The 21,950-nt window shown below is 61.6% G+C and carries 16 protein-coding genes and 1 pseudogene; 5 read left to right on the forward strand and 12 right to left on the reverse strand.

The genetic code is table 11. The features are described from left to right. Positions 1-83: 83 nt before the first annotated feature. From V5F59_RS03240 to V5F59_RS03250, 3 genes are all read right to left on the reverse strand, one after another. The gene (locus tag V5F59_RS03240) at positions 84-1,790 is read right to left on the reverse strand and encodes a thiamine pyrophosphate-binding protein (protein ID WP_393983107.1); all 1,707 of its coding nucleotides are present in this window, start codon (positions 1,788-1,790) and stop codon (positions 84-86) included. Between the two features lie 115 nt (positions 1,791-1,905). Next, positions 1,906-3,195 (reverse strand): MFS transporter, encoded by a 1,290-nt coding sequence (locus V5F59_RS03245; protein ID WP_393983106.1) that lies wholly within the window; start codon positions 3,193-3,195, stop codon positions 1,906-1,908. Positions 3,196-3,365: 170 nt separating this feature from the next. After that, positions 3,366-3,776 (reverse strand): cupin domain-containing protein, encoded by a 411-nt coding sequence (locus V5F59_RS03250; protein ID WP_393983105.1) that lies wholly within the window; start codon positions 3,774-3,776, stop codon positions 3,366-3,368. A gap of 148 nt (positions 3,777-3,924) precedes the next feature. Here V5F59_RS03250 and V5F59_RS03255 point away from each other — a divergent pair, with 148 nt between their 5' ends. Next, a complete protein-coding gene (locus V5F59_RS03255) occupies positions 3,925-4,851 on the forward strand; it encodes a LysR family transcriptional regulator (RefSeq protein WP_393983104.1) in 927 nt (308 codons plus the stop codon). Between the two features lie 379 nt (positions 4,852-5,230). Here the strand turns inward: V5F59_RS03255 and V5F59_RS03260 are convergent, their stop codons facing one another. The 3 genes from V5F59_RS03260 to V5F59_RS03270 form a co-directional block, all read right to left on the reverse strand. Then, a complete protein-coding gene (locus V5F59_RS03260) occupies positions 5,231-6,529 on the reverse strand; it encodes an MFS transporter (RefSeq protein WP_393983103.1) in 1,299 nt (432 codons plus the stop codon). A 251-nt stretch (positions 6,530-6,780) separates the two neighbouring features. After that, on the reverse strand, positions 6,781-7,776 hold the full coding sequence (locus V5F59_RS03265; protein WP_393983102.1) for an aldo/keto reductase: 996 nt from the start codon (positions 7,774-7,776) through the stop codon (positions 6,781-6,783). A 131-nt stretch (positions 7,777-7,907) separates the two neighbouring features. Further along, entirely contained in the window at positions 7,908-9,350 is a 1,443-nt protein-coding gene (locus V5F59_RS03270; RefSeq protein ID WP_393983101.1) for an aldehyde dehydrogenase family protein, read from the reverse strand. 237 nt (positions 9,351-9,587) lie between these two features. Here V5F59_RS03270 and V5F59_RS03275 point away from each other — a divergent pair, with 237 nt between their 5' ends. Continuing rightward, the gene (locus tag V5F59_RS03275; RefSeq protein ID WP_393983100.1) at positions 9,588-10,565 is read left to right on the forward strand and encodes a LysR family transcriptional regulator; all 978 of its coding nucleotides are present in this window, start codon (positions 9,588-9,590) and stop codon (positions 10,563-10,565) included. On the opposite strand, the gene V5F59_RS03280 is transcribed toward V5F59_RS03275, so the two are convergent. The 6 genes and pseudogenes from V5F59_RS03280 to V5F59_RS03305 form a co-directional block, all read right to left on the reverse strand. Next, complete coding sequence (locus tag V5F59_RS03280; protein WP_393983099.1) at positions 10,520-10,849, reverse strand: putative quinol monooxygenase; 330 nt, start codon at positions 10,847-10,849, stop codon at positions 10,520-10,522. The two genes, V5F59_RS03275 and V5F59_RS03280, sit on opposite strands and share 46 nt — an antisense overlap. Before the next feature lie 109 nt (positions 10,850-10,958). Then, positions 10,959-12,044: an SDR family oxidoreductase gene (locus tag V5F59_RS03285; protein ID WP_393983098.1), complete on the reverse strand. Its 1,086-nt coding sequence runs from the start codon at positions 12,042-12,044 to the stop codon at positions 10,959-10,961. A gap of 38 nt (positions 12,045-12,082) precedes the next feature. After that, positions 12,083-13,789, reverse strand: coding sequence for a thiamine pyrophosphate-binding protein (locus V5F59_RS03290; RefSeq protein ID WP_393983097.1), 1,707 nt, complete (start codon positions 13,787-13,789; stop codon positions 12,083-12,085). Positions 13,790-13,826: 37 nt separating this feature from the next. Then, positions 13,827-14,231 (reverse strand): cupin domain-containing protein, encoded by a 405-nt coding sequence (locus V5F59_RS03295; RefSeq protein WP_393983096.1) that lies wholly within the window; start codon positions 14,229-14,231, stop codon positions 13,827-13,829. Between the two features lie 411 nt (positions 14,232-14,642). Next, a pseudogene (locus V5F59_RS03300) lies at positions 14,643-15,043 on the reverse strand (IS66 family transposase); the annotation flags it as partial. 724 nt (positions 15,044-15,767) lie between these two features. Continuing rightward, positions 15,768-17,711, reverse strand: a complete 1,944-nt coding sequence (locus tag V5F59_RS03305) for a sigma-54-dependent Fis family transcriptional regulator (protein ID WP_393983095.1) — start codon at positions 17,709-17,711, stop codon at positions 15,768-15,770. Positions 17,712-18,237: 526 nt separating this feature from the next. On the opposite strand from V5F59_RS03305, the gene V5F59_RS03310 reads away from it, so the two are divergent. The 3 genes from V5F59_RS03310 to V5F59_RS03320 all read left to right on the forward strand — a co-directional run bounded on the left by V5F59_RS03310 (position 18,238) and on the right by V5F59_RS03320 (position 21,927). Then, complete coding sequence (locus V5F59_RS03310) at positions 18,238-19,176, forward strand: transporter (RefSeq protein WP_393983094.1); 939 nt, start codon at positions 18,238-18,240, stop codon at positions 19,174-19,176. A gap of 293 nt (positions 19,177-19,469) precedes the next feature. Then, positions 19,470-20,243: an N-acyl homoserine lactonase family protein gene (locus V5F59_RS03315; RefSeq protein ID WP_393983093.1), complete on the forward strand. Its 774-nt coding sequence runs from the start codon at positions 19,470-19,472 to the stop codon at positions 20,241-20,243. A gap of 61 nt (positions 20,244-20,304) precedes the next feature. Further along, on the forward strand, positions 20,305-21,927 hold the full coding sequence (locus tag V5F59_RS03320) for a flavin-containing monooxygenase (protein WP_393983092.1): 1,623 nt from the start codon (positions 20,305-20,307) through the stop codon (positions 21,925-21,927). Positions 21,928-21,950 lie beyond the last annotated feature (23 nt).

Below are 21,950 nucleotides of genomic sequence, written 5' to 3' on the forward strand. Positions count from 1 at the left end.
AATTCACGGCCCTCGCCCGCTTCTTCATCGTTGCACACGACTCTACCTTCCGTGTTGCTCGGCAGCGGAAACTCCACAACGCCCTAAATCCGCATCTGGGGCGTGAGTTGCCGCGGATCCGTCTTCAGCTCGAGCAACGCCGGGCGGCCGCTGGCATGGGCTCTCTCGAAAGCCGGCATGAATTCATCGGTACGCTCGACCTTCTCCGCGAACGCCCCAAATGACCGGGCAAGCGCCACAAAATCCGGCCCTTGGATGGCCGTTGCGCTGATGCGGCTGGGGAAGCGCCTTTCCTGGTGCATGCGGATAGTCCCATACATGCCGTTGTTCACGACTATGATGACGATGGCGGCCTCTTGCTCGACCGCCGTCGCCAGTTCCTGCGGATACATCAGGAAGCAGCCGTCTCCAGCAAAACACACGACTGTGCGATCAGGATGACGAAGCTTGGCAGCCACGGCCGCGGGCAGGCCGTAGCCCATAGTTCCACAGGTCGGAGCAAGCTCGGTTCGCGGTCGGCGATATTGATAGTAGCGATGCACCCAAACGGTGTAGTTGCCGGCGCCGTTGGTGATGATGGCATCGTTGTCCAGAACTTGATTGAGGTGGGAGACCGCCTGGGCCAGGTTCACTCCGATCTCATCGGGATGGGGATCCGATGGCCGTCCGAATTGCTCCTGCTCGAGGCGCGCGGCCCTGGTCCATTCGCCCCAAGGGGCGACCGCGGGAGCCGGCAGGCCGGTCAGAAGGCGGGCGATTGCGTCCATGGATGCATGAATGGGGAGTTCGGCATGGAATAGCCTGCCAAGCTCGCTGCTGGCGCGGTGCACATGCACGAGACGTTGGCCAGGGGTCGGAGGCGTAAGAAGCCGGTATCCGTCGGTGGTGACATCGCCGAGCCGTGTACCGATGGCCAGTATCAGGTCGGCTGCCCGGACTCGCGTAGCCAGCGCCGAGTTCATGCCGAGCGACAGGTGGCCGATATATTGCGGAAGGCGATTGTCGAACAGGTCCTGTCGGCGGAAGGAGCACGCCACTGGAATGTTCCAGGCGGTCGCGAAGCCGGCAAGGTCTTTGCTAGCGTCCTCGCTCCAGCCTGGGCCGCCCACGATGACGAGGGGGCGTTGCGTGCTGTTCAGCAAGCGTTGCAGCGTATCGCGTTCATGGGATCCCGGGTCGGGGAGAACAGACAGCCGCACCGGCCGGGCATCCATGGTTGCGCACTGCTCGCCAAGGACATCCTCCGGCAGCACGACCACCACCGGGCCGGGGCGCCCTTCCATCGCCGTGGCGAAGGCCCGCGCCACATGCTCCGGAATGCGCGCAGGGTCGTCGATCTCCACGACCCACTTCGCACAGGAGCCGAACATCGCGCGGTAGTCCACTTCTTGAAACGCCTCGCGATAGCGGTCCTGGCGGGCAATCTGGCCGACGAACAGGATGAGCGGCGAGGAATCTTGCGAAGCCACATGCACACCGATGCTGGCATGCATTGCCCCCGGCCCCCGGGTGACGAAACAGATGCCGGGCCGCCCGGTGAGCTTGGCATCAGCCTCGGCCATCTCACACGCGGCACCTTCGTGCTTGGTGACGACGACCCGGATTGAGGGGTGCTCCAGGAGACTGTCGAGAACGTCGAGATAGCTCTCGCCCGGAACGCAGAACAGGCGGTCGACGCCTTGGCACGCCAAGGCATCCACCAGGATGCGCCCACCCGAACGCCGCGGAATGATCCGCTCCGCGGAAACTGCTTGGTCCGTGCGGCTGTCGGCTGTGGAGGTCAGGTGCATGTGAGGATTGTTTCTGTCGTTGGGGATTCGGGCCGGCCGGAAGGCGGCCCCGGGGATCCGCGGGTTGCCGAGAACATGGTGGCGCGGGGGATGAGCCGCGCTGCCCCTTCCTTCGTCAGTCTGCCTTGAGAACCTTGCCCTGGGTTTCGGGGAGCAGGGCTGTCGCAAAGAAGAGCAGACCGTAGGCAACGGCCGCGAAGAGCGAGATTGCCACGCCAAGCGTCATGGAAGACGAGAGAAAGCCAACCAAGGTCGGGAACAAGGCGCCGATGCCTCGGCCGAAGTTGAAGGCAAATCCTTGTCCGGAGCCGCGAAGCCTTGTCGGGAACAGTTCCGCAAAGAACGGACCGATGCCGGAGTAATATCCACTGGCGAAGAAGCCGAGGGGAAAGCCGACCGCCCACAGTGCCGCGTTGGACATGGGAACCTGCGTGTAGATCAACACCAGCCCCATGGCGCCGATGGAAAATGTAAAGAACAGATTGCGTCTGCCGATGCGGTCCGCGAGCCAGCCGCCCACCAGATAGCCCACGAAGGATCCCACGATGACGGATGCGAGATATCCCGTCGAACCCACCACGGTCATGTCCCGTTCCGCACGCAGGAATGTCGGCACCCAGGTTGTAACTGCATAGTACCCACCTTGAGCCCCTACGCTGAAAAGCGCGGTCAGCAGGGTGGTCTTGAGAATGCCGGGGGAGAAAATCTCCCAAAGGGAAGGCTGGGTTCCCTGCTCGATGGCAAGAGCCCGGCCCTTCACGGAAATATCGGGCTCCTCGACGTAGCGGCGGAGAAAGAACACGAGGAAGGCGGGCAGGGCTCCCAATGCAAACATCCAGCGCCACGCTTGTTCCGGCGGGAGGACGCTGAACAGAACGGCCTGCAGCATGACCGCCAGGCCCCAGCCCACCGCCCAGCCGGACTGGACCGAGCCGAGGGCCCGTCCCCGATACTTTCCGCGCACAGCCTCGGCCATCAGCACCGCTCCCGCGGTCCATTCGCCGCCGAAACCCAGCCCGAGCAGAGCCCGCAATACGATCAGCTGATCAAAATTCTGCGCGTACGCACACAGAAAGCTGAAGAAGGAGAACCAGACGATCGTAATCTGGAGGACGCGGACGCGGCCAATCCTGTCTGCCAAATAGCCCGCAAGCCATCCGCCCAGAGCGGAACTCAGCAATGTGACGGTGACCGCGAGACCGGCTGTGCCCCGATCGACTTGCCAAAGGGCGATAAGCGTGCCGATCACTAGCGGATAAAGCATGAAGTCCATGCCATCGAGGGTCCAGCCTGCGGCGCAACCCCAGAAAGTCCGACGCTCCGGAACGGTCATGTTCCTGAACATGGCGACGAGCCCGGAATCGGTGCTGCCCAATGCCACCTTGTCGTTGACCTCTTGTGCCATTGCTTCCTCCTAGAACGGATATTTTTCTTTGGTTTTGTGCCTCGCTGTCGCAGAGGCGGGCTCGCCTGGAGAGGCAGGCACGCGTCTGCGATCGGCATCTGCAACAGCAGTGCCGTGTCTTCGGTGGAACCTTGAAGATCCCGGGAAGCTCGATTCCCGGGCAGCCGCCTTCAGCGCTCGAAAGGCTGCGCGCTACCGTCGGCCCCGAAGAAGAGGTTGGGCTTGATGAAGAAGCTGAGGTGCAGGCAGCCGTTTGGAGCCCGCGCCACGTGCCGGCTGCCAGCCGGCCGGGCGGCGTACCAGCCGGGAAGCACTTCGCCCTCGTGATCGACGAGGCTGCCTTCCAGAATGAAGGTCTGTTCGACCTCGACATGCTCATGGTATGGGAGTTCGGCACCTGGCTCCCAACGGAAGAGGCCCGTAAAGAGCCCGGTAGCCTTGTCTTCGTAAAGAAGCTTGAAAAAGACGCCGGGGTATTTGGTGGGCTTCCACGGCAGGGCATTTGAGTCGACAATTACGGACTTCAGCTCTGGACGGAGAGGGAAGCGGGCGGTCAATGCGGGATCGATTTCAATCGTCATATAACGGGCCTTCCTCCTGCCGTCTGTTCTTCATCGGACGGTCATCGACCCTTAAGCTCCTCCTCCTGCCGCTGGCTATGCAATCGGTGGATAGCTGCTTTGCATATGGGCATGCAGCGGAGCAATTGCGGCGGCCTGCAGCGACACCATGAACTCTGACGATCTTGAATGCTTTATCCACGTCGCTTCCACGGGGTCGATCTCTCGCTCGGCCCTGGCGCTTGGCCGCGAACAATCCACCGTCAGTCGGCACATCGGCCGCCTCGAAGCTGAAAGCAGGGCCAAGCTGTTTCATCGCAGCGGACGCGGCGTAATTCTCACCGACGCAGGCCGGCAGCTCCTCGAGTCAGCGGGCGCAGTCATGGCGTCCCTCGCACAGACCCGGCGGGTGATGCACTCGCTTTCTGCGCGCGGCCCAACGGATTTCGTCGTCGCCGCGCAGCCGACAATTGCCAGGACCCTGTTTCCTCCTCTGTCCCATTCACTCACTGCGACTTACCCCTCCATGCACCTGAGGCTGGTGGAGGGACTCGGCGCTGGAATCCTCGACTGGCTCGCGGCTGGGGAAATCGATCTCGCGGTCCTCTACCGGCCCGTCAACGGAGGAAGCCTGCAAGTTGAAAAAGTAGCGCGCGAGCAAGTCCGCCTGGTCGTGCCAGCGAGCTACCGCAACATCGGCGACGTCTTTTGCGTCCGCAACCTCGGAGAGCTGCCGCTCATCCTGCCGAGCCACCCCAACGGGCTGCGGCTGCTAGCCCAATCTCTTGCTAGTCAAGCGGGTTTCTCGCTCAATATCGTCCTAGAATGCGATGGCTCTACGAGCCTGACCAAACGGCTCGTAGAGCAGAACTGCGGCTGCACCATTCTCCCCCTGGCCTCCGTCTCCGATGGCGTGGCGATGGGAAAGCTGCGTACCGCCGTACTGACCGACCCATCTGTGGAGCGAGAAGTCGTGATCGCCACAGCCCAGAACCGATCGCGCCCTTCTGACTTCTCGCAGATCATGCGCACGCTTAGGCGTATCATCGCCGAAACGGTCGCGCGGGGGGATTGGCCAGGTGCCGAGTTGGTTTGAACGGCAGAGACAACTTCGGCGAGGTGGATTCGACGCGCTCATCACCAAATACCTTAAGCGAAAATCAAACGATCCGAGGTGGGCCTCATAAATAAATATTATATAATTTTAATATGATGTTTTTAACGTATATGCCTCGTGCCTCCAAAAAGTATAATATATGATAGGTGATGAGGGTCATCAGCTGCGCGATGTCGAAGGCGTTTATTCGGAGTACTAAGAGAGCGAGCGCCTCAAAAATTGGGGTGCAGCGGTGCCTGCTAAGGCACAGAAAAGCAATAGTGAAACACTGCCATACGAAATGGGCGAGGCGGGGAATGGCTGCCATGCAGGGACGGAGCCGCCGCCCTGCCTCGCTCATGTTCGGGCCGCAGGATCGCTATTCGGCAGGGCGAGTCACTGGCGTGCTCTTGACCGTCTTTCCGCCCGTCATGACGATGATAAGGAGGCCGGCGATGCAGATGAACACGCTGAGCATGAGCAGCCCATATGTGAAGCTGCCGGTTGCGTCCTTTACTGCGCCGACGGCATAGGGGCCGAGAAACCCGCCGAGATTGCCGATCGAATTGATAAGGGCGATGCCGGCGGCGAGGCCCGTCCCCGACAGGAACTGCGGCGGTAGCGTCCAGAAGGTCGGCATTGCCGTGAAGATGCCGGCGGCCGCGACGGAGAGCGCGATCATCTGCATAACCGGATCGCTCAGAGTGGCACTCGCTGCGAGGCCGCCGCAGCCGAGAAAGCAGGCGAACGCGGCATGCCAGGTGCGCTCGCCGGAACGGTCCGAGTTACGCGTCCACAGTATCATCGTCACCGCCGCAACCGCATAGGGTACCGCGGCGATGAAGCCAGTGGCGGCATTGCTGAGGCCGAAGCCCTTCACCATCGTGGGCAGCCAGAGCACGACCCCGTAGCTTCCGGTGATGATGCCCACATATGCGAGGCCGAACAGCAGAATCTTGCGGCTTGTCAGCGCCTCGCGCATGCCTCCCAGCGAATGATGGGCGCGGTCTGCCTCGTCCTTGGTGAGTTCCTGCTGCAGCCATGCCTTTTCAGCATCCGACAACCAGCGGGCGTCGCGTGGCCGGCTGGGCAGGGCGAACAGCACTACGAAGCCCAGAAGGATGGAAGGTATTGCCTCGAGGAAGAACATCCACTGCCAGCCTTTGAGACCGGCCAGTTCGTCGAGCCCGAGCAGCAGGCCGGACACGGGCGAACCGAACACAATGGCGAACGGGACGGCGACGAGGAAGCCGCCGAGCACCTTTGCCCGGTCACGAGCCGGGAACCAGTACGTCAGGTAAAGAACGATGCCCGGGAAAAAACCCGCTTCCGCCACGCCGAGAATGAAGCGGATCGCGTAGAAGCTGGTGCTGTCCCATACAAAGGCGGTCAGGCCGGAAATGATGCCCCACGAGATCATGATGCGGGCGATCCAGAGGCGGGCGCCGACGCGGTGGAGGATCATGTTGCTCGGCACCTCAAACAAGAAGTATCCAAAGAAAAAGATCCCGCCACCGATGGCATAGGCCGTCGCGGTGAAGCCTAGGTCCTTGTTCATGCTGAGGGCAGCGAACCCGACGTTCACCCGATCAAGATAGGCCGCGACGAACGACAGGAACAGGATCGGCAAGAGCCTCCTGCTGATTTTGCCAATGATGTCGGATTCGAAATCTCTCATGAATTCCTCCCTAAGGACTTCATTTGGCACGCGCTATCCATGTGCTGGCCGTGCCGTTATTGTTTGCAAGGGAAGGATATCAGTGTCGCCTTGGTGGTTATGTGATTTCTACGGAACCAAGCTTTCGTTGCCTGCAATGGGTAGGGCTAGGCAACGGAAGGCGGTCGACGGTTTCGCCGATATTCACCTTGGATCCGAATGAAAGATTTTATTTAATCTGAATACTTTCAGGCAAAATGGCAGGTTTGGCTTCAAGCAGGTTCGCTTTTTTGCATCGGCGACTTCATCGGCGGCGCCCGAAAGCCGATGCGGTCGATTTCGGCCATCAGCTCTTTGGACAGGGAGCGTTCTGCTGAGGCCAGGACTTGCGTGATTTCACCCGGCTGGCGAACGCCGACCGCGATGCGGGTGATGTCGTGCCGATCCAGCAGGAAAGGAATCGCCAGCTCCACCAAGCCCGTTCCGACGCGCGACAGCAATGCCGCCAGATCCCGCGCGCCCTGCGCAACGTCAGGGTTGCAACGTTCGCCGAACGCCGCCAGCTCGTCGAGCCGAAACAGCCAGCCCTGGTGGAATGGCGAACCGAGCCACAGGTCATAGGCCCCAGCCTGTGCCCGAGCCGCCAGCGGCTCCGCCGTGCGCCAGAGCAGGTCTAGCTGCTTGGCCACCAGGATGACATCAGGTTTGGCGTCGATGGCTGCGTGCATCAGTGGCGCGGTGTTGTTTCCGCTGATGCCCCACCTTATCGCGAACTGGTCGGCGATCTTCCGGACCGCGGCAAGGCACGGCGCGCTCTGGCCACCATCGGTGAGGTCCTTAGCTGATCGGATCTCGAACGGCTTTCCCTCTTTGTGCCACCAGACCCGCCAGTCCGCTTCGTGCAGGAGGATCTGATCGGGGAGACGCCCAAGCCGCTCGCGCGACTGTTCAAAAGCCTGGAGAAGGGCACCTGGATCGCGATATGCGGCGTGGTCGGAAAAGTGGCCGATCTTGGTGGAAATTCGTAACGATGCGGAGCGCCGCCTGAGATAGGATCCAAGCTTGCGCTCGGCTTCGCCGTGGCCATAGGCGAACGCAGTATCGACCCATTCGCCGCCTGCCGCGACATATTCGTCGAGAACCGCATCCCACACGTCCTGAGGGGCTTCCGCGAGGGTGAAGGTCCCGAGAACCAGTCGATGCCGGCGGTCCATCGGGTCTGATGCCCGCTCAGACTGAAATTGGGGCGCGACAGTGTTCGCGAGCATGCGGTTCTCCCTCGTCTTGTTTATATTCTCTTCGTTCTTCGCGCCCCGGCCCACGCCGTTCGGAGCCAGACGGGGCAGGATAGCCCGGATTGCTCCAGCCTCACTCGGTTGAGCGCGGGGCGACCGCTCGATTACGCGGCGACGTAGGATGTCTTCACCGTCGTGTAGAATTCCGCGGCATAGGCACCTTGCTCACGAGGGCCACAGGAGGATTCCTTCCTCCCCCCGAATGGCACGTGATAGTCGACCCCCGCGGTCGGCAAGTTCACCATCACCATTCCCGCTTGGGCGTTCCGCTTGAAATGCTGGGCGTGCTTCAGCGAAGTGGTGCATAGACCTGCTGCAAGGCCGAAGGGCGTGTCGTTGGCGATTGCCAGGGCCTCGTCATAATCCCGCACGCGGATCACGGCCGCCACCGGCCCGAAAATCTCCTCGCGCGCGATGCGCATGTGATTTTGGACCTCGGTAAAAAGCGCTGGGGACAGGTAGAAGCCCGCTCGTTCCCGCGTCAGGGGTTCTCCGCCAGTGGCGAGGCATGCGCCCTCTTCCTTGCCGATGCGAATGTAGTCGAGGTCCGCACGCATCTGGGTTTCGCTGACCACCGGGCCGATCTGGCTCGATGGGTCGAGCGCGTCACCGACATTGAGCGCGCGCATCCGCGCGGTCAGCGCGTCCACGAAGCGGTCATGGATGGCCTGCGTGGCGATCAATCTCGACGATGCCGTGCAGCGTTGCCCGGTCGAGTAGAACGACCCCTGGATGGCACATTCGACTGCGCCGTCGAGATCGGCGTCGTCGAGCACGACCAGCGGATTCTTGCCGCCCATTTCGAGCTGAACCTTCTTCATCGGCGTCGCGCCCACGCAGGCGGCCGCGATCTGCCGGCCCGTGGCAACCGAGCCCGTGAAGGAGATCCCATCGACCTTCTGATGGCTGACAATGGCTTGGCCCACTTCCGATCCGCGGCCCATGACCAGATTGAGGACCCCCTTTGGAACTCCGGCGCGAACGAGAATTTCGGTCAGGGCATGGGCGCAGGCTGGCACGAGGTCGGCGGGCTTGAAGACCACACAGTTCCCGTAGGCTAAGGCCGGGGCAATCTTCCAGGCCGGGATCGCAAGTGGGAAGTTCCACGGGGTCACGATGCGGATGACGCCCAGAGGCTCGCGCGTGATCTCGACACCGACCCCCGGGCGGACCGACGGAAGAAGATCCCCCTTCAGCCTCAGGCATTCGCCTGCAAAATAGAACAGGATTTGAGCGGCTCGGGTCGCCTCGCCGACGCCTTCGGCGAGCGTCTTGCCTTCCTCGCGGGACAACAGCCGGCCCATCTCCTCACGGCGCTGGAAGAGTTCATCTCCCGCCCGCTTGAGGATGTCATGGCGCAATTGCACCGGTGACCGGGACCATGCGGGGAACGCGTGCGCCGCCTCCTCGATCGCCCGATCGACGTCTGCCCGGCTCGTCCGCGCGAATTCCCCGACAACATCGGCTGTATCTGATGGGTTGATATTGGTGGTGAAAGCCTCGGAAGACACCCACTCCCCGCCAATATGATTTCCAAAGCTCGCCATCCGGGCCTCCCTCTTGCGCCGCAGGCGCCGCGACATTCGTGCCGCGCGTTCATTGTTGCTTCTTTCCTGGAGATTAGGCCTCGCGCTGGAAGTTGCGAGCGTCACCGTGTTCCGTCGAGGGCAACGTTGATTGCCCAAATCGAAACGAAGAGTCGGCGCGCGGTCGGGGTGATCTTGAAGTAGTCTGACTGCAGGGCACGCCGAAGGCCCGCCGAACGAACGGGAGAGGACGACGCCATGGATAATCTTGTCGCGATACGCCTATTCGAGAAGATTGTGGAAACGGGCAACTTCTCGGAGGCGGGACGGATGATGGGATTGGCACCGTCGTCCGTGTCCCGCCAGATCGCGGCTCTAGAGGACGAGCTTTCCGCGGTTCTCTTCACGCGCAATTCGCGCCGCGTCGTCCTCACGGACGCTGGCCGCATCTACCACCAGCACACCCAGCGCATCCTTTCTGAAATCCACGACGCCCGACAAGCCGTTCGCGAGAGCATCGCCGAGCCGAACGGGCTTCTGCGCGTAACCGCGCCGGTGGATTTCGGCCATCGCCATGTGGCACCGGCTCTCGCCGACTTCCTCGCCCGCTACCCACGGATGAACGTGGAGATGATCCTGACGGACCAGGTCCTCGACCTGAACGAAGACGCGGCCGACCTCGCAATCCGGATCGGCAAGCTGCGCGATTCCAGCCTCATCGCCCGGCGGATCGCACCCAATCACCGCGTCGCCTGCGCAAGCCCAGCCTATCTTGCCCGCGCGGGCCACCCCTCTTGCCCGCAGGATCTGGCGACGCACAATTGTCTGACCTATCCTTTTTCCGAGGGCCCCGCCGTCTGGAAGTTCCGGAATGGCGAGGGGATCATCGAGGTGCCCGTGACAGGCACGTTAACAATCAATAACGGCCATGCGCTGCGGGCTGCGGCGATCGAGGGGCTCGGCATCATCGTGCAGCCACTCTGGATGTTGGCGCAGGACCTCACAGAAGGTCGCCTCTTACCCATACTGCCCACCTACCAGGTCAGTTCCAGCGCCATGTCGACCGCGGTCCATGCGGTCTATCCGAACCGCCGCTATCTCTCGGTGAAGATTCGGCTCCTGATCGATTTCCTGGTGGAGCGGTTCAGCACGAAGCTCAGCTGGGACGATCCCTCCCGAGGGGCGTTCGGTCAGGCCTCCGAGCCGGGGGACGCGGATACTCTGGTGAGTACATGACGGCTCCAGAAGATCTGGTCATCGCAGCGAACGAGCAGCGGTGTCGCGGCCTCGAGCAAGAGGGCGTGCCTTGGGTCGGCCCGGTGCACCCGATAGGCTCCTTCGTCCCGATAGACCTCGTAGAGCAGGAATAGGTCGGGTTCATCCTCGTACCTGCCGACATCGAACACGAAGCATCCTTCCTCCTCCTCGCGCGAGCGCCGGGCATGCCGGCAGATGAGTTCCGCGAACATGTCTTCCTTTCCCGGCTGAACGCGGAACTCGGCGACGACGACATAGTTCATAAGGCCCAACTCCCGAGGCTGGAGACGAGTTTACCGGTGCGGCCGGTGGCCACGGCCGTGGATACAAACGATGCGAATCCGTAGCTTCAGCGGCCTGAAGGTAGTGGCCTCACGAGGCCGCGCGCAGATACTGTGTCGCGGATGGAATAATGCGGTCCCGTGCCAGAAGGTCGAACTGACGCGCGATCATCTCGTAGGTGTCGTTGACCTCGTGCCAGCCGGCCTTGCGCGCCTTGGTCATTGACGACATCTGATCCCATTCCGCGTTGAGCATGTTGATCGAAACCGCGCTCCAGAGCGTGAGGTCGCTCATCCGGTAGGGGCGAAGTCCGTGCTTTTGCTGGATCTCCGCCCACATGGGCTCCTTGTCGGCCATGAACGTCCCTAGGTCGAACGTCTGGACACCGCCGACCTCCATGTCGAACCACCGCGCCACCACTGGCCAAGCGTGGCGCCAGCGGATGAAATCGCCATTGGTCAGATTGAACACCTCGTTCTCGGCCGGGCGCGATGTCCCCGCCCAGACCATGCCCCGCGCAAGATGGGTCGCCTCGGTGCATTGGTACACCGCATCGAACGCGCCTTGCTTGCCCGGATAGATCAGGGGCAGGCCCATATGTTTCATGATCGAGGCATAGAGCGCGATCGCGAGCATCATGTTGATCTGCCCGCCGACAGCGAAGCCCCAGACCCCATGCGGGCGTAGCGCGCTCCAGTTCCAGGGCTTGCCTCGCTGATGCGCCGAAAGCCACGCCTGCTGGTCATAGTAGAAATGGGTGAACGGATGGCGGGGCTGATCCTCCCGCGCCGGAGTCGGGTAAGGCCCCAGATGATTGCCGTACCATTTGCTGCCCTGCATAATCTGCACGTGGCGCAGCTTGGGGCATGCACGTTCGACGGCCTCCACCACGTTGCGCAGCATGGTCAGGTTGGGTTCGACCTCGGCCGCATAGGTCTCCTTCTGCACAAACGCCGTATAGAAGACATGCGTGATCTCGGGCAGCTCGGCAATCGCCTTGAAGCAGGCGTTCCGGTCGAGCACATCGAGCGAGATCAACCGCGCCGTGGTGCGCATCTCCGGCGGGCGTCGCGAAACACCTACGGCGTTCCAATCCGGCAAGCCATCGAGGTGATTCAGGAGCGCCCTGCCGACGATCCCGGAAGCACCTACGACGAGAGCAGTAGCCTCGGACATCCCTTCTCCCTCCATACGTCTGGAGTTTTCGATCCCGTTCACCGCGATGCCTTCGACCGCTCGGCGGCCGCACGGATCTGGGCCAATGTGGCATTAGGGGTCAGCGCCTCGGGATCGATCCGAAGCTCGATCAGGGCCGGCCCGTCAGCTGCGAGCGCGCGCCCGAGGGCTAGCCCGAACGCGTCGGGCCGCTCGACGACCTCCCCGTGCGCTCCGTACGAACGCGCGAGGGCGGCGAAATCAGGGTTCTTGAGATCCGTCGCGACGACCCGCCCGGGATAGTGGCGCTCCTGATGCATGCGGATCGTACCGTACATCCCGTTGTTCACGACGATGACCACGATGGCAGCGCCGTACTGAACCGCTGTGCCGAACTCCTGCATCGTCATCTGGAAACACCCATCGCCGGCGAAGACGACGACGGCTCGGTCCGGCTCGCGCAGCTTCGCGGCGACTCCGGCCGGCAAGCCGTAGCCCATGGAGCCGGAGGTGGGCGCAAGCTGGGTGCGCGGGCGCCGATACCTGTGGAACCGATGGATCCAGACCGTGTAGTTACCCGCGCCGTTGCAGATGATGGCATCGTCCGGCAACTGCGCGGCAAGGGTCCGCATCACGTCCGCCATCTTCAGGTCGCCGGGCGTGACGGGAAGGACCTGCCAGGCCTCGTAAGCCGCGCGCGCGGCCCGAAGGCGCTCCAGCCTGCCGGCATCGGGCGTGGCCGACGGAGCGTCCTCCAGTGCGGCGGCGAACGCGCGCGACGGGGCATTGATCGGCAGATCGGGGCAGTAGACCCGGCCCAGTTCGTCAACGCTGGCATGGACGTGGATGAAATACGGGTCGGGGGAAGGGATCCCCAGCAGGGTGTAGCCGGCCGTCGGCACCTCCCCGAGCCGCGCGCCCACCACCAGCAGCAGGTCCGAGCGGCGCACCAGATCAAGGAGCGCCGGATTGGCGCCGAGTCCCAGCTCTCCCACATAGTTCGGAAGATCGTTGTCCACGACGTCCTGCCGGCGGAATGACGCCACGATGGGAAGGCCGCGGGACTGCGCATAGGCGACGATCCTCCGGCGCGCGTCGTCGTCCCAGCCCGGACCGCCCACAATCATCAAGGGGGCGGTGGCGACATCGACGCGGCGGTGCATCTCCTCCATCGCCGATGCCGCAGGAGCGGCCTCAAGCTTGCGATGGCGGGGCACCGGGGTCACCGGCGCCTCCACGAGGTCGGTCAGCATGTCCTCGGGAAGCGCGACGACCACCGGCCCCGGCCGGCCGGAAGTCGCCACATGGAAGGCGCGGCTCACAAGCTCGGGAATCCGGGCGGCATCGTCGATCTGGACGACCCATTTCGCTAGCGGACCGAACATATGGCGGTAGTCGATCTCTTGGAAACCGTCCCGACCCATGGCGTCGCCGGCAATCTGGCCGATAAAGAGAATGAGCGGGGTGGAATCCTGGAAGGCGATATGGACACCGGCCGAAGCGTTGGTGGCGCCGGGGCCGCGCGTGACCATGCAGATGCCGGGCTGGCCGGTGAGCTTGGCATCGGCCTCCGCCATCATGGCGGCACCGCCCTCCTGCCGGGCGACGACCACGTCCACGCCTGGCGCGTCGTGGAGGGCATCGAGCACCGCGAGATAGCTCTCGCCCGGCACGCAGAACACCCGGCTCACGCCTTCGGCGACCAGGACGTCCACGAGCAGCTGCCCGCCGCTTACACGATGAGTTGTCGTATTCGGAGCGTCCACGTGCGTCTCCTCGATCTTGATTCAGCCCGCCGACCGGTCACGAACGGCGGGCGTCGAACACTTCCTTCTCCCCGCTCGCGCCGAAGAACACGTTGGGCTTGAGGAAGAAGGACAGAATGATCGCGCCCCTGGGCGAACGGGCCACATGGCGGCTGCCTGCCGGGCGGCTCACATAGTTGCCGGCCGTGACTTCGCCCTCGTCGTCCTCGAAGCTGCCCTCAAGAACGAAGGTCTGCTCGACCTCCACATGCTCGTGCAGGGGAAGCATCGAGCCAGGCGCCCACCGGAAAAGAGCCGTGAGCAGGCCGCTCTGTTCATCCTTGAGAAGAACCTTGATTTCGATGCCAGGATACTTTGTTGGCTTCCACTCCATTGTCCCGACATTAACGAGTGTCGACGGGAAGCTCAGGTAGTTCGGCTGGATGGTTTCGTGGTTGCTCACAAGGTCCTCCACACATGCATTGGCGTTCGAAAGCTCAGATAAAAATATAGAGGCGGTTTTATCGGTGCGCATTGCGTATTTCACAATATATGTTGCTCGCCATGCATCGAAGAGGCGTTCGAGAGAGGATCAATGGCGAAGGAATGGCAAGCCATTCCGCATCGGCCGTCCTTGGATCGGATCAAGCTGATGAGTTTCTCATTTTCTTGCTGGTCATAATATAGTCCGGCCGAATTTGAGCCCGTCCCGATACTCGACGGGCCTCCTGCCCTCTTCCAGTCAGTCCAGATCGATTCGGAAAGAGGGACCTGCCCGAGAGGCGCAAGCGGAAAATGCCTCAAATCCGAGGGCTCAACAGTAGATCGAGGGAAAACAAATGGCGAAGCTGCGGGCAGGACGTTCATTGTGCGCAGCCGGCACCACGTCGAGCCGCTCGGCCACGTCCTCGCCGATGCGGTGCAGCTTGTCGGAACAGCACGGGCAGATGTCCCTTTCTATATCGACAGCGGTCTCGATCCGCGGCTGATGGGCGGCCAGCGCACCTCGGTTCGCACGGCGTTGGCGACCTGCTCGGCCTTCGCGGCCGGCACCTGCTCCTCGGACGTGGCGAAGCAGACGGCCTCGACTTGTTCCGCCTCTTCCGGGGCAAGGAGCAACTGGTCCTTGGGCAAGGTCTCCGCCCGCCGTCCACAACGGTGACGCTGCATCTCCTTGATGATCTGGCGCAGGCGCTCGATCTCCGCGTCCCGCGCAATCAGCATCGCCCGGAGCGTCACGGGATCGCGGGGAATCTCGGTGAAGAGCGAGTCCATGACCTGGACAGAACCATATTCGCAAGGCCCTCGTGAGCCACATCAGCTGGCTGCGGCCGATGTCGTCGTGCGCTGCGCCTTATGCATCCGACGCTGATCGAGGGGAACTGCCCGTCCTCTAGCCGCGTCCCCACCATGCCACGGACCGTGCCGGTCGGGCCGATCGCTGCCGCGAAGGTGGCCGGCGAGGTATAGTTTTCGACCATCACCTTGACCCCCGTGACGTCGACCTCGATGGCTGCCGCGCGACGTTGCCGAAGGAGACGCTTGGGACTTAGCCCCCGCCCAAACAGATCCGGTGACGGAGCAGACTCTGGCGCGACCACTGCCGACATGAACACAGGGAGCCTCTCGCTCGCCTCACACTCCTCCCGCCGCCAGTGAACAGCTGCTGGGGCGACAAGGCAGGGTGCCGCTCCACCGCACTCACTGTGGCCCCAGACTCGAAGTTCTTGACGACAATCCGCGCCTCCTCCTCGAGAGCCACTCCCGGCGGTGGTCCACCCCGGTGAAAGCCTCGAACCGCAGGACCAGCCCCTCTGCGCTTGATTTAAAGGCGGGACAGAGCATCGCTTACCTGAGCATTATGGCTTTAACAGACAGGTCGGTGTATCAAATGGTATACTGTAAATACTCGCTTTCTGTACCGAGCCAATCGGAGGTTTCGGCTTATATACTTGAATATAAGCGGAAATTCCGAGTGATATCCTGACTGTTTGGCTGGTCAATTGATGCGGTAGAGCTTCAATTTCGCGTAGAGCGTACTCTTCGCGACCCCCAGTTGCCGAGCCGCCTGCGCGCGATTGCCGCCATTTTCCCTAAGGCACCGCACGATCACTTCCCGCTCGCTGAGGCGCAAGGTCCCGAGCTCCTCGGCGCCGATGCCAGTCGCTTCCGCCAATGTCGCGGGCAGGAGATCGGGAGCGAGCATCCCATCCTGGGAAACCGCCGCCATGCCTTCGAGCGCATTTGCGAGCTCGCGGATGTTGCCGGGCCAGTCATATGCCCGAAAGACTGCGAGCACAGCCGGGTCGAGGACGAGGCCTGGCATTTCATACCGCTGCCTGATGCGCTCCAAAAGAGTCTCGGTCAGGTCGGAAATATCGGCATGGCGCTGACGCAACGGCGGGAGCGAGATCTGTCCCACATTGAGCCGGAAGAAAAGGTCCGCGCGGAAGCGCCCCGCCCCCACTGCGTCTTTCAGCGGGACATTGGTTGCGCCGATCACCCGCACGCTGATAGATCGCTCGTCGCCGCTGCCGACCCGCTGGAAGGTGCCGCTCTCCAGTACCCGCAAAAAATGGCCCTGCACGTCGAGCGGCATGTCGCCAAGCTCGTCGAGGAACAAGGTGCCACCGTCCGCGAGCTCGAAATAGCCCGTACGCCCTTCCCGTCTCGCTCCGGTGAATGCTCCGGCGGTGTAACCGAACAATTCACTTGCCGCCAACTCGCGATTGAGCGTGGCGCAGTTGACCGCGACGAAAGGACCACTCGCCCGTGGAGAGGCTGCATGAATCGCGCGCGCCATGACCTCCTTGCCGGTGCCGGTTTCGCCCAGGATCAGCACTGGAGCAGCGGTGCGTGCAATCTGCCGAGCCCGGGCCACAATGGGTCTCATCACCTCCGATTGGCCGCCGACCTGCCAGAATGGATCGCTGGAGTCCGGAGCCGCCCCCAGCGGCCGCCTCGGCATTCCGGAGATGCCGGCGGCGGGAAGGATCAGCATGACGCCGAGACTATCCGCACCATCTGTCAGGGTCTCCATTCTCATCCCCGCGTCGAACACGGTCATCTCGAAAGATCCGGTGTCGAGCCGCAAAAGACGTGTGCCCCGATTCGGTGGGTTGCTCTGGCCGATCCGGCGCATGAGTTCCCGCACCAATGCCGGTGGTCCGGACGCCCGCACCGGTCGGCCTTTACGGTCCAACAGGATGACGGCGTCGGCTGTCGAGGGCCGGATGATGTCCTCGAACCAGGCCCGGAGCCGGAGCTCCTCCCGGATGTACTTCTGGCTGAGATCGGCCTTCGTCTCAGCCGCCGCCGACATGGCGAGGGCAAGACACAGGGGATGCACGGTGTCCTCGGGCCCGGAGATGTCAAATACACCGATCATCTCTCCATCCACGGGGTCGTGAATGGGCGCGGCCGCGCAAGTCCACCGCTTCACAGCGGCACAGAAATGCTCGCTGGCGTGGATTTGAACTGGAACGTTGTCGACAAGAGCCGTGCCGATTGCGTTGGTTCCGCTTCGTGCTTCGTTCCATGTTGCTCCGGCATCGATATGAGCCTCACGACCGAGTTCGCGGATCCGCGGATCGCCAATCGCATCCAGCACCAGGCCCCGGGCATCCGTCAGCAGCACGATGCTTTGCGTGCTTCGAAGATGGGGATCGAGCCGATCGAGGATTGACCGGCTGGAGTCCAGAAGTAGACGTGCATTCTGGCGCAGGCGCTCAAGCTCGTCGTTCTCCATGACACGTGGTGCACGTGTCATGGACGGATCGACCCCGGCCGCCAACGAGCGACGCCACGACCGGCTCACAACGCGACGAACCTTCAGGAGCTCCTCCTCCTTGCCGGAGAGAAAGTCCTCCCAAGCGCGGGTGGTCGATCGAATGTCCAGTTCAGACGTCGCCGCAATCTCGGGAGCAGCAGAAGTCGTTTTCATTGTTTTCCTCCCCTACCGGCAGCAAACCTCTGGCAGTCTCTTCGCCGTTCATGCTCGAGCGGCGCAGATGACCGATCTTTCCACGGTCGGCTTTTGATTTTGCTCGAATTCTATAAATCGCCCTCGCTCGGTCAAGCTCGATATGGCTGAGCGCGAGAAGATGGGCCGTGGCGTCAAGCTCTGGGATGGACGCGGACGAGGCGGCAGCCTGGAGACCTGTCGGCGGTTCCGAAATGCCACGCCGGCGAGTCCGGAACTCGGCTTCTTGTCGGGACGATCAGTCCGGAATCCCTACCGCTTGCCACAGATCGCAAGAATGCAAACATAAATATTATCATATGTTTATACGGGTTTTCGAGTTTGGCATCGGTCTTGCCAATCGTTTCCGGCCAAAAGCGCCGCATGCAGCTGAACAGTGCGAGCCGGCAGTGATCGTCAGGAGCGTAAATGCTCCTTGCGGTCGCGAGCCGCAGCTTGCTGACGTCCAAAAGCGTGGCGATGAACGAGAAGAAGGGGAAACGCAAAGATGGATAGCACCCTGCAGACGAAGGAACGTCGTCACGCCGACAAGCCCGGACCTATGTGCGGTGGCTGGAAAACTCAATTGGCATGTGCCGCGGCACTTTGCGTCGGCGTCACGCCCGCGGCGGCGATCGACGTGAATTCCTCAGATTACCTTCCAGCGGCGCCAGGCACAAATCTTCTGCTTTTCTACAGCCAATATGCTGACCGCAGCGAGTATGTGAGCAGTTCTGGTGTTGTAATCTCCGCGGATACCGGGTTGTCATCCTATGTAAATATATTTCGCTACGTGCATTATTTCGATGTAGGCGGATTCACAGTCGCTCCTCAGGTTCTTGTCCCGGCCGGAACGCTTTACGATGCGAAGCTGGGCGGGGTGAATCTCGGGTCCGCCGCCGGATTCGGCGATCCGATCTTCGCGATGCCAGTGTGGCTCGTGAACAACTCTGCGACGCAGACTTATGTCGGGCTCACGCCTTATCTGTTCGTTCCGCTTGGTCAATACGACGCAGGAAGCCCTCTAAACATGGGCGAAAACCGTTGGAAGCTGGATCTGCAGGCGGGCTGGTATCAGGGCCTAGGCAACGGCTTTGCGCTACAGCTCACAGCAGACGTGACGTGGTACGGGGTTAATAATGAAGCCGGGGCAGGACGGCAAAGCCTAGCTCAGAACAATACTTATCAGATTCAGGCGTGGTTGTCCTATAGCTTATCGAAGACCTGGTCTGTCGCTGCGGGCTATGCAAAATTGTGGGGCGGAACTGAGTATTTGGACGGCATTCAGACCGGGAGCGCCACCGAGCGTGACCAGATCCGGCTTGAACTCTCCACGTTCGTAACTCCGACTTTTCAGGTTCTCGGACAGGTTCAGCGGGACTTCAACACCTCCGGAGGATTTCCAGAGGACTTTCGCGGCACCGTCCGCGTGATGCAGGTGTTCTGAATAGATACAGGGTCGCCTCGCTGAAAACGGAGATCCACCTCTGGAAAGACGCCGTGCGGCGTTCTTAGTCGCTGCCCGCTGTGTCGGAGGATGCCCGGAATCCTAGCGGTTCGTGCGTGCCGGTCCCGCTTCCAAGCTGGGCGGAAGTCCGCAACGCCATCATGGTGCTGCGAGTAGGACGCGAACAACAGCAGTTCGCCGAGTAATTCGATTCAAGACGACGGAATCATCTGGGCTTCTCCAGAAGATTGATTGTTCGCGAAAAGAAGGAGGAAACAGTGTCTGGACCGAAAATGACTGTCGTGGATGCAGGGCCATTGACGCTCGCCAAGGCAAAACTCGTGGCCTTTGCCGAGGGCGGGGTGTCGGTCCCAACGACCGTCGCGATCTTCGAGCATCCCCAGCATGGGGTGGTTCTCTGGGATACGGGCTGCAACGATGCTGTCGCTGATCCGGATCGGGCAGAGTCCTATTGGGGCAGAGGGATCAAAGACGCTTTTGGCGCGCATGGTTTCACGCGGGACCATGCCATCGACCGGCAACTCGACCGGTTGGGGATCCAGCCAAACGACGTGCGCTACGTCATCTACTCGCACCTGCATCTCGATCACGCTGGCGGCATGAGCTATTTCCCGAATGCCCTTCATGTGATGCAGAAGGATGAATTGCGCTATGCGCTGTTCCCGGATGCCTGGACGCGTCCGGTGTATTGCCAGAATGATTTCAAGGATATCCATAAGCTGAACGTGCTCGAGATCGACGGCGATCTCGATCTTTTCGGCGACGGCACATTCCGTCTCATCAAGTCGCCTGGCCACGCGCCGGGCATGCAGGTGTTGCTCGTGACGCTGGCGCACCGCGGCCGCTTCATGCTGGGCGGCGATATCGCCCACCAGCGTGATCAGTTCGAAGCGCTGATCCCCATGCCTTGGGATTGGAGCTGCGCGGCCATGACCTCTTCGCGCTTGAAGATCAAGCAGCTAGAGCGGTCGGGAATCCCGCTCTACCTCTGCCATGAGCCCGGCGAATTCGCGGCCCTGCCGATCAACGGTTCCCATTGGGATTGACCCCGGCACATCAACGACCCGCGCTTCAGGACGAGGCGTCGCCAAACACATGAGGGATGAAATGGCCAACAAAGTGCAGAACGACGCGGCTGATTTCGACGTGATCATCGTCGGTGCCGGTTTTGCAGGTATCTATCAGCTCTATCATCTGCGAAATCGGGGTTATAATGTTCGGCTGATCGAAGCTGGTAGTGACGTTGGGGGGGTGTGGCATTGGAACTGCTACCCCGGTGCCCGCGTGGATACCATTGGCGCGATCTACCAATACTCAGATCCAATATTGTGGAAGGACTGGGACTACTCGGAGAAGTTTCCTGCGTGGAACGAGCTGCGCGAGTATTTCAACTATGTCGATAGCAAGTGGGATGTCCGCAAGGATTGTAAATTCAACACACGGGTCACCGGAGCAACCTTCGACGACGAACATAACGTCTGGCGTGTCCAGACCAGCACCGGTGAGATGAGTACCTGTCGCTTTTTCATCCTCTGCACGGGCTTCGCCGCCAAGCCGGTGATTCCTGACTTTCCCGGTCGGGACAGTTTCAAGGGCGAGGCGCATCACACCGGCCTGTGGCCGCAAGGAGGCGTCGATTTCAAGGGCAAGCGCGTGGGCGTGATCGGAACGGGCGCAAGCGCGGTTCAGGTGATCCAGGAAGCAAGCAAGGAAGCTGCGCAGCTGACTGTGTTTCAGCGCACGGCGAACCTCACAATTCCGATGCGGCAGCAAAAAATCTCCAAGGCGGAGAATGCAAGGCTGAAAGAAAAATACCCCGAAATGTTTGCGACCCGCGCCAGGACCTTCGCTGGTTTCGAGTTCGATTTCCTGCCGCATGGTGCGATGGAGGTGTCAGAGGAAGAGCGTCAGGCAACCTTCCGAAAAGTTTGGAAAACCGGGGCTTTCAACTGGTGGCTTGGGAATTTCAACGACGTACTGGTGAACGAGGATGCGAACAACGCGCAATATAGCTTCTGGCGGGAAGAGACTCGGAAACGCATTAAGAACCCGGCGCTGCACGAAAAGCTTGCGCCCACCAACCCGCCGCACCCTTATGGCGTGAAGCGTCCCTGCCTCGAGCAGTGGTATTATGAATGTTTCAATCAGGAGAACGTGACGCTCGTCGATCTCAAGGAGGCACCGCTGGAGCGGATCACCGAGACTGGGATTGTCGCCGGCGGCGAGGAATATCCTCTCGACGTGATCGTCTACGCGACGGGCTTCGATGCCGTCTCCGGTGGCCTCGTGGCCATCGATATCAAAGGCACCGACGGGCGTAGCCTGCGCGAACACTGGGCGAATGGAATCAAGACCCATCTCGGGGTCGCAAGCCCCAAATTCCCCAACCTGCTCTTCCTCTATGGACCGCAGAGCCCGTCTGGTTTTTGCAACGGTCCGACATGTGCAGAACTTCAGGGGGACTGGCTGCTCAAGTTCATCGAGGACATGGACCAAAATGGTATCAAGCGTGTGGAGGCGAAGCCGGATGCCGCCGATGCCTGGGCAGAGGACACCAAGAAGATTATCGACATGACGCTCTTTCCCCGCGCCAATTCCTGGTATCTCGGCGCGAACATTCCCGGGAAGCCTCGCGAAATCCTGGTCTACCCGGGCGGTCTGCCGACCTATCTCGACACCGTGAACAACGTCGCGGCGAAAGGCTACAGCGGATTTGCGCTGACCAAATGATCGGGTGACAGGTCCGGGTGGCT

The sequence above is a fragment of the Xanthobacter nonsaccharivorans genome, from assembly GCF_043194755.2.
Taxonomy (GTDB): Bacteria; Pseudomonadota; Alphaproteobacteria; order Rhizobiales; family Xanthobacteraceae; genus Xanthobacter; species Xanthobacter autotrophicus_G.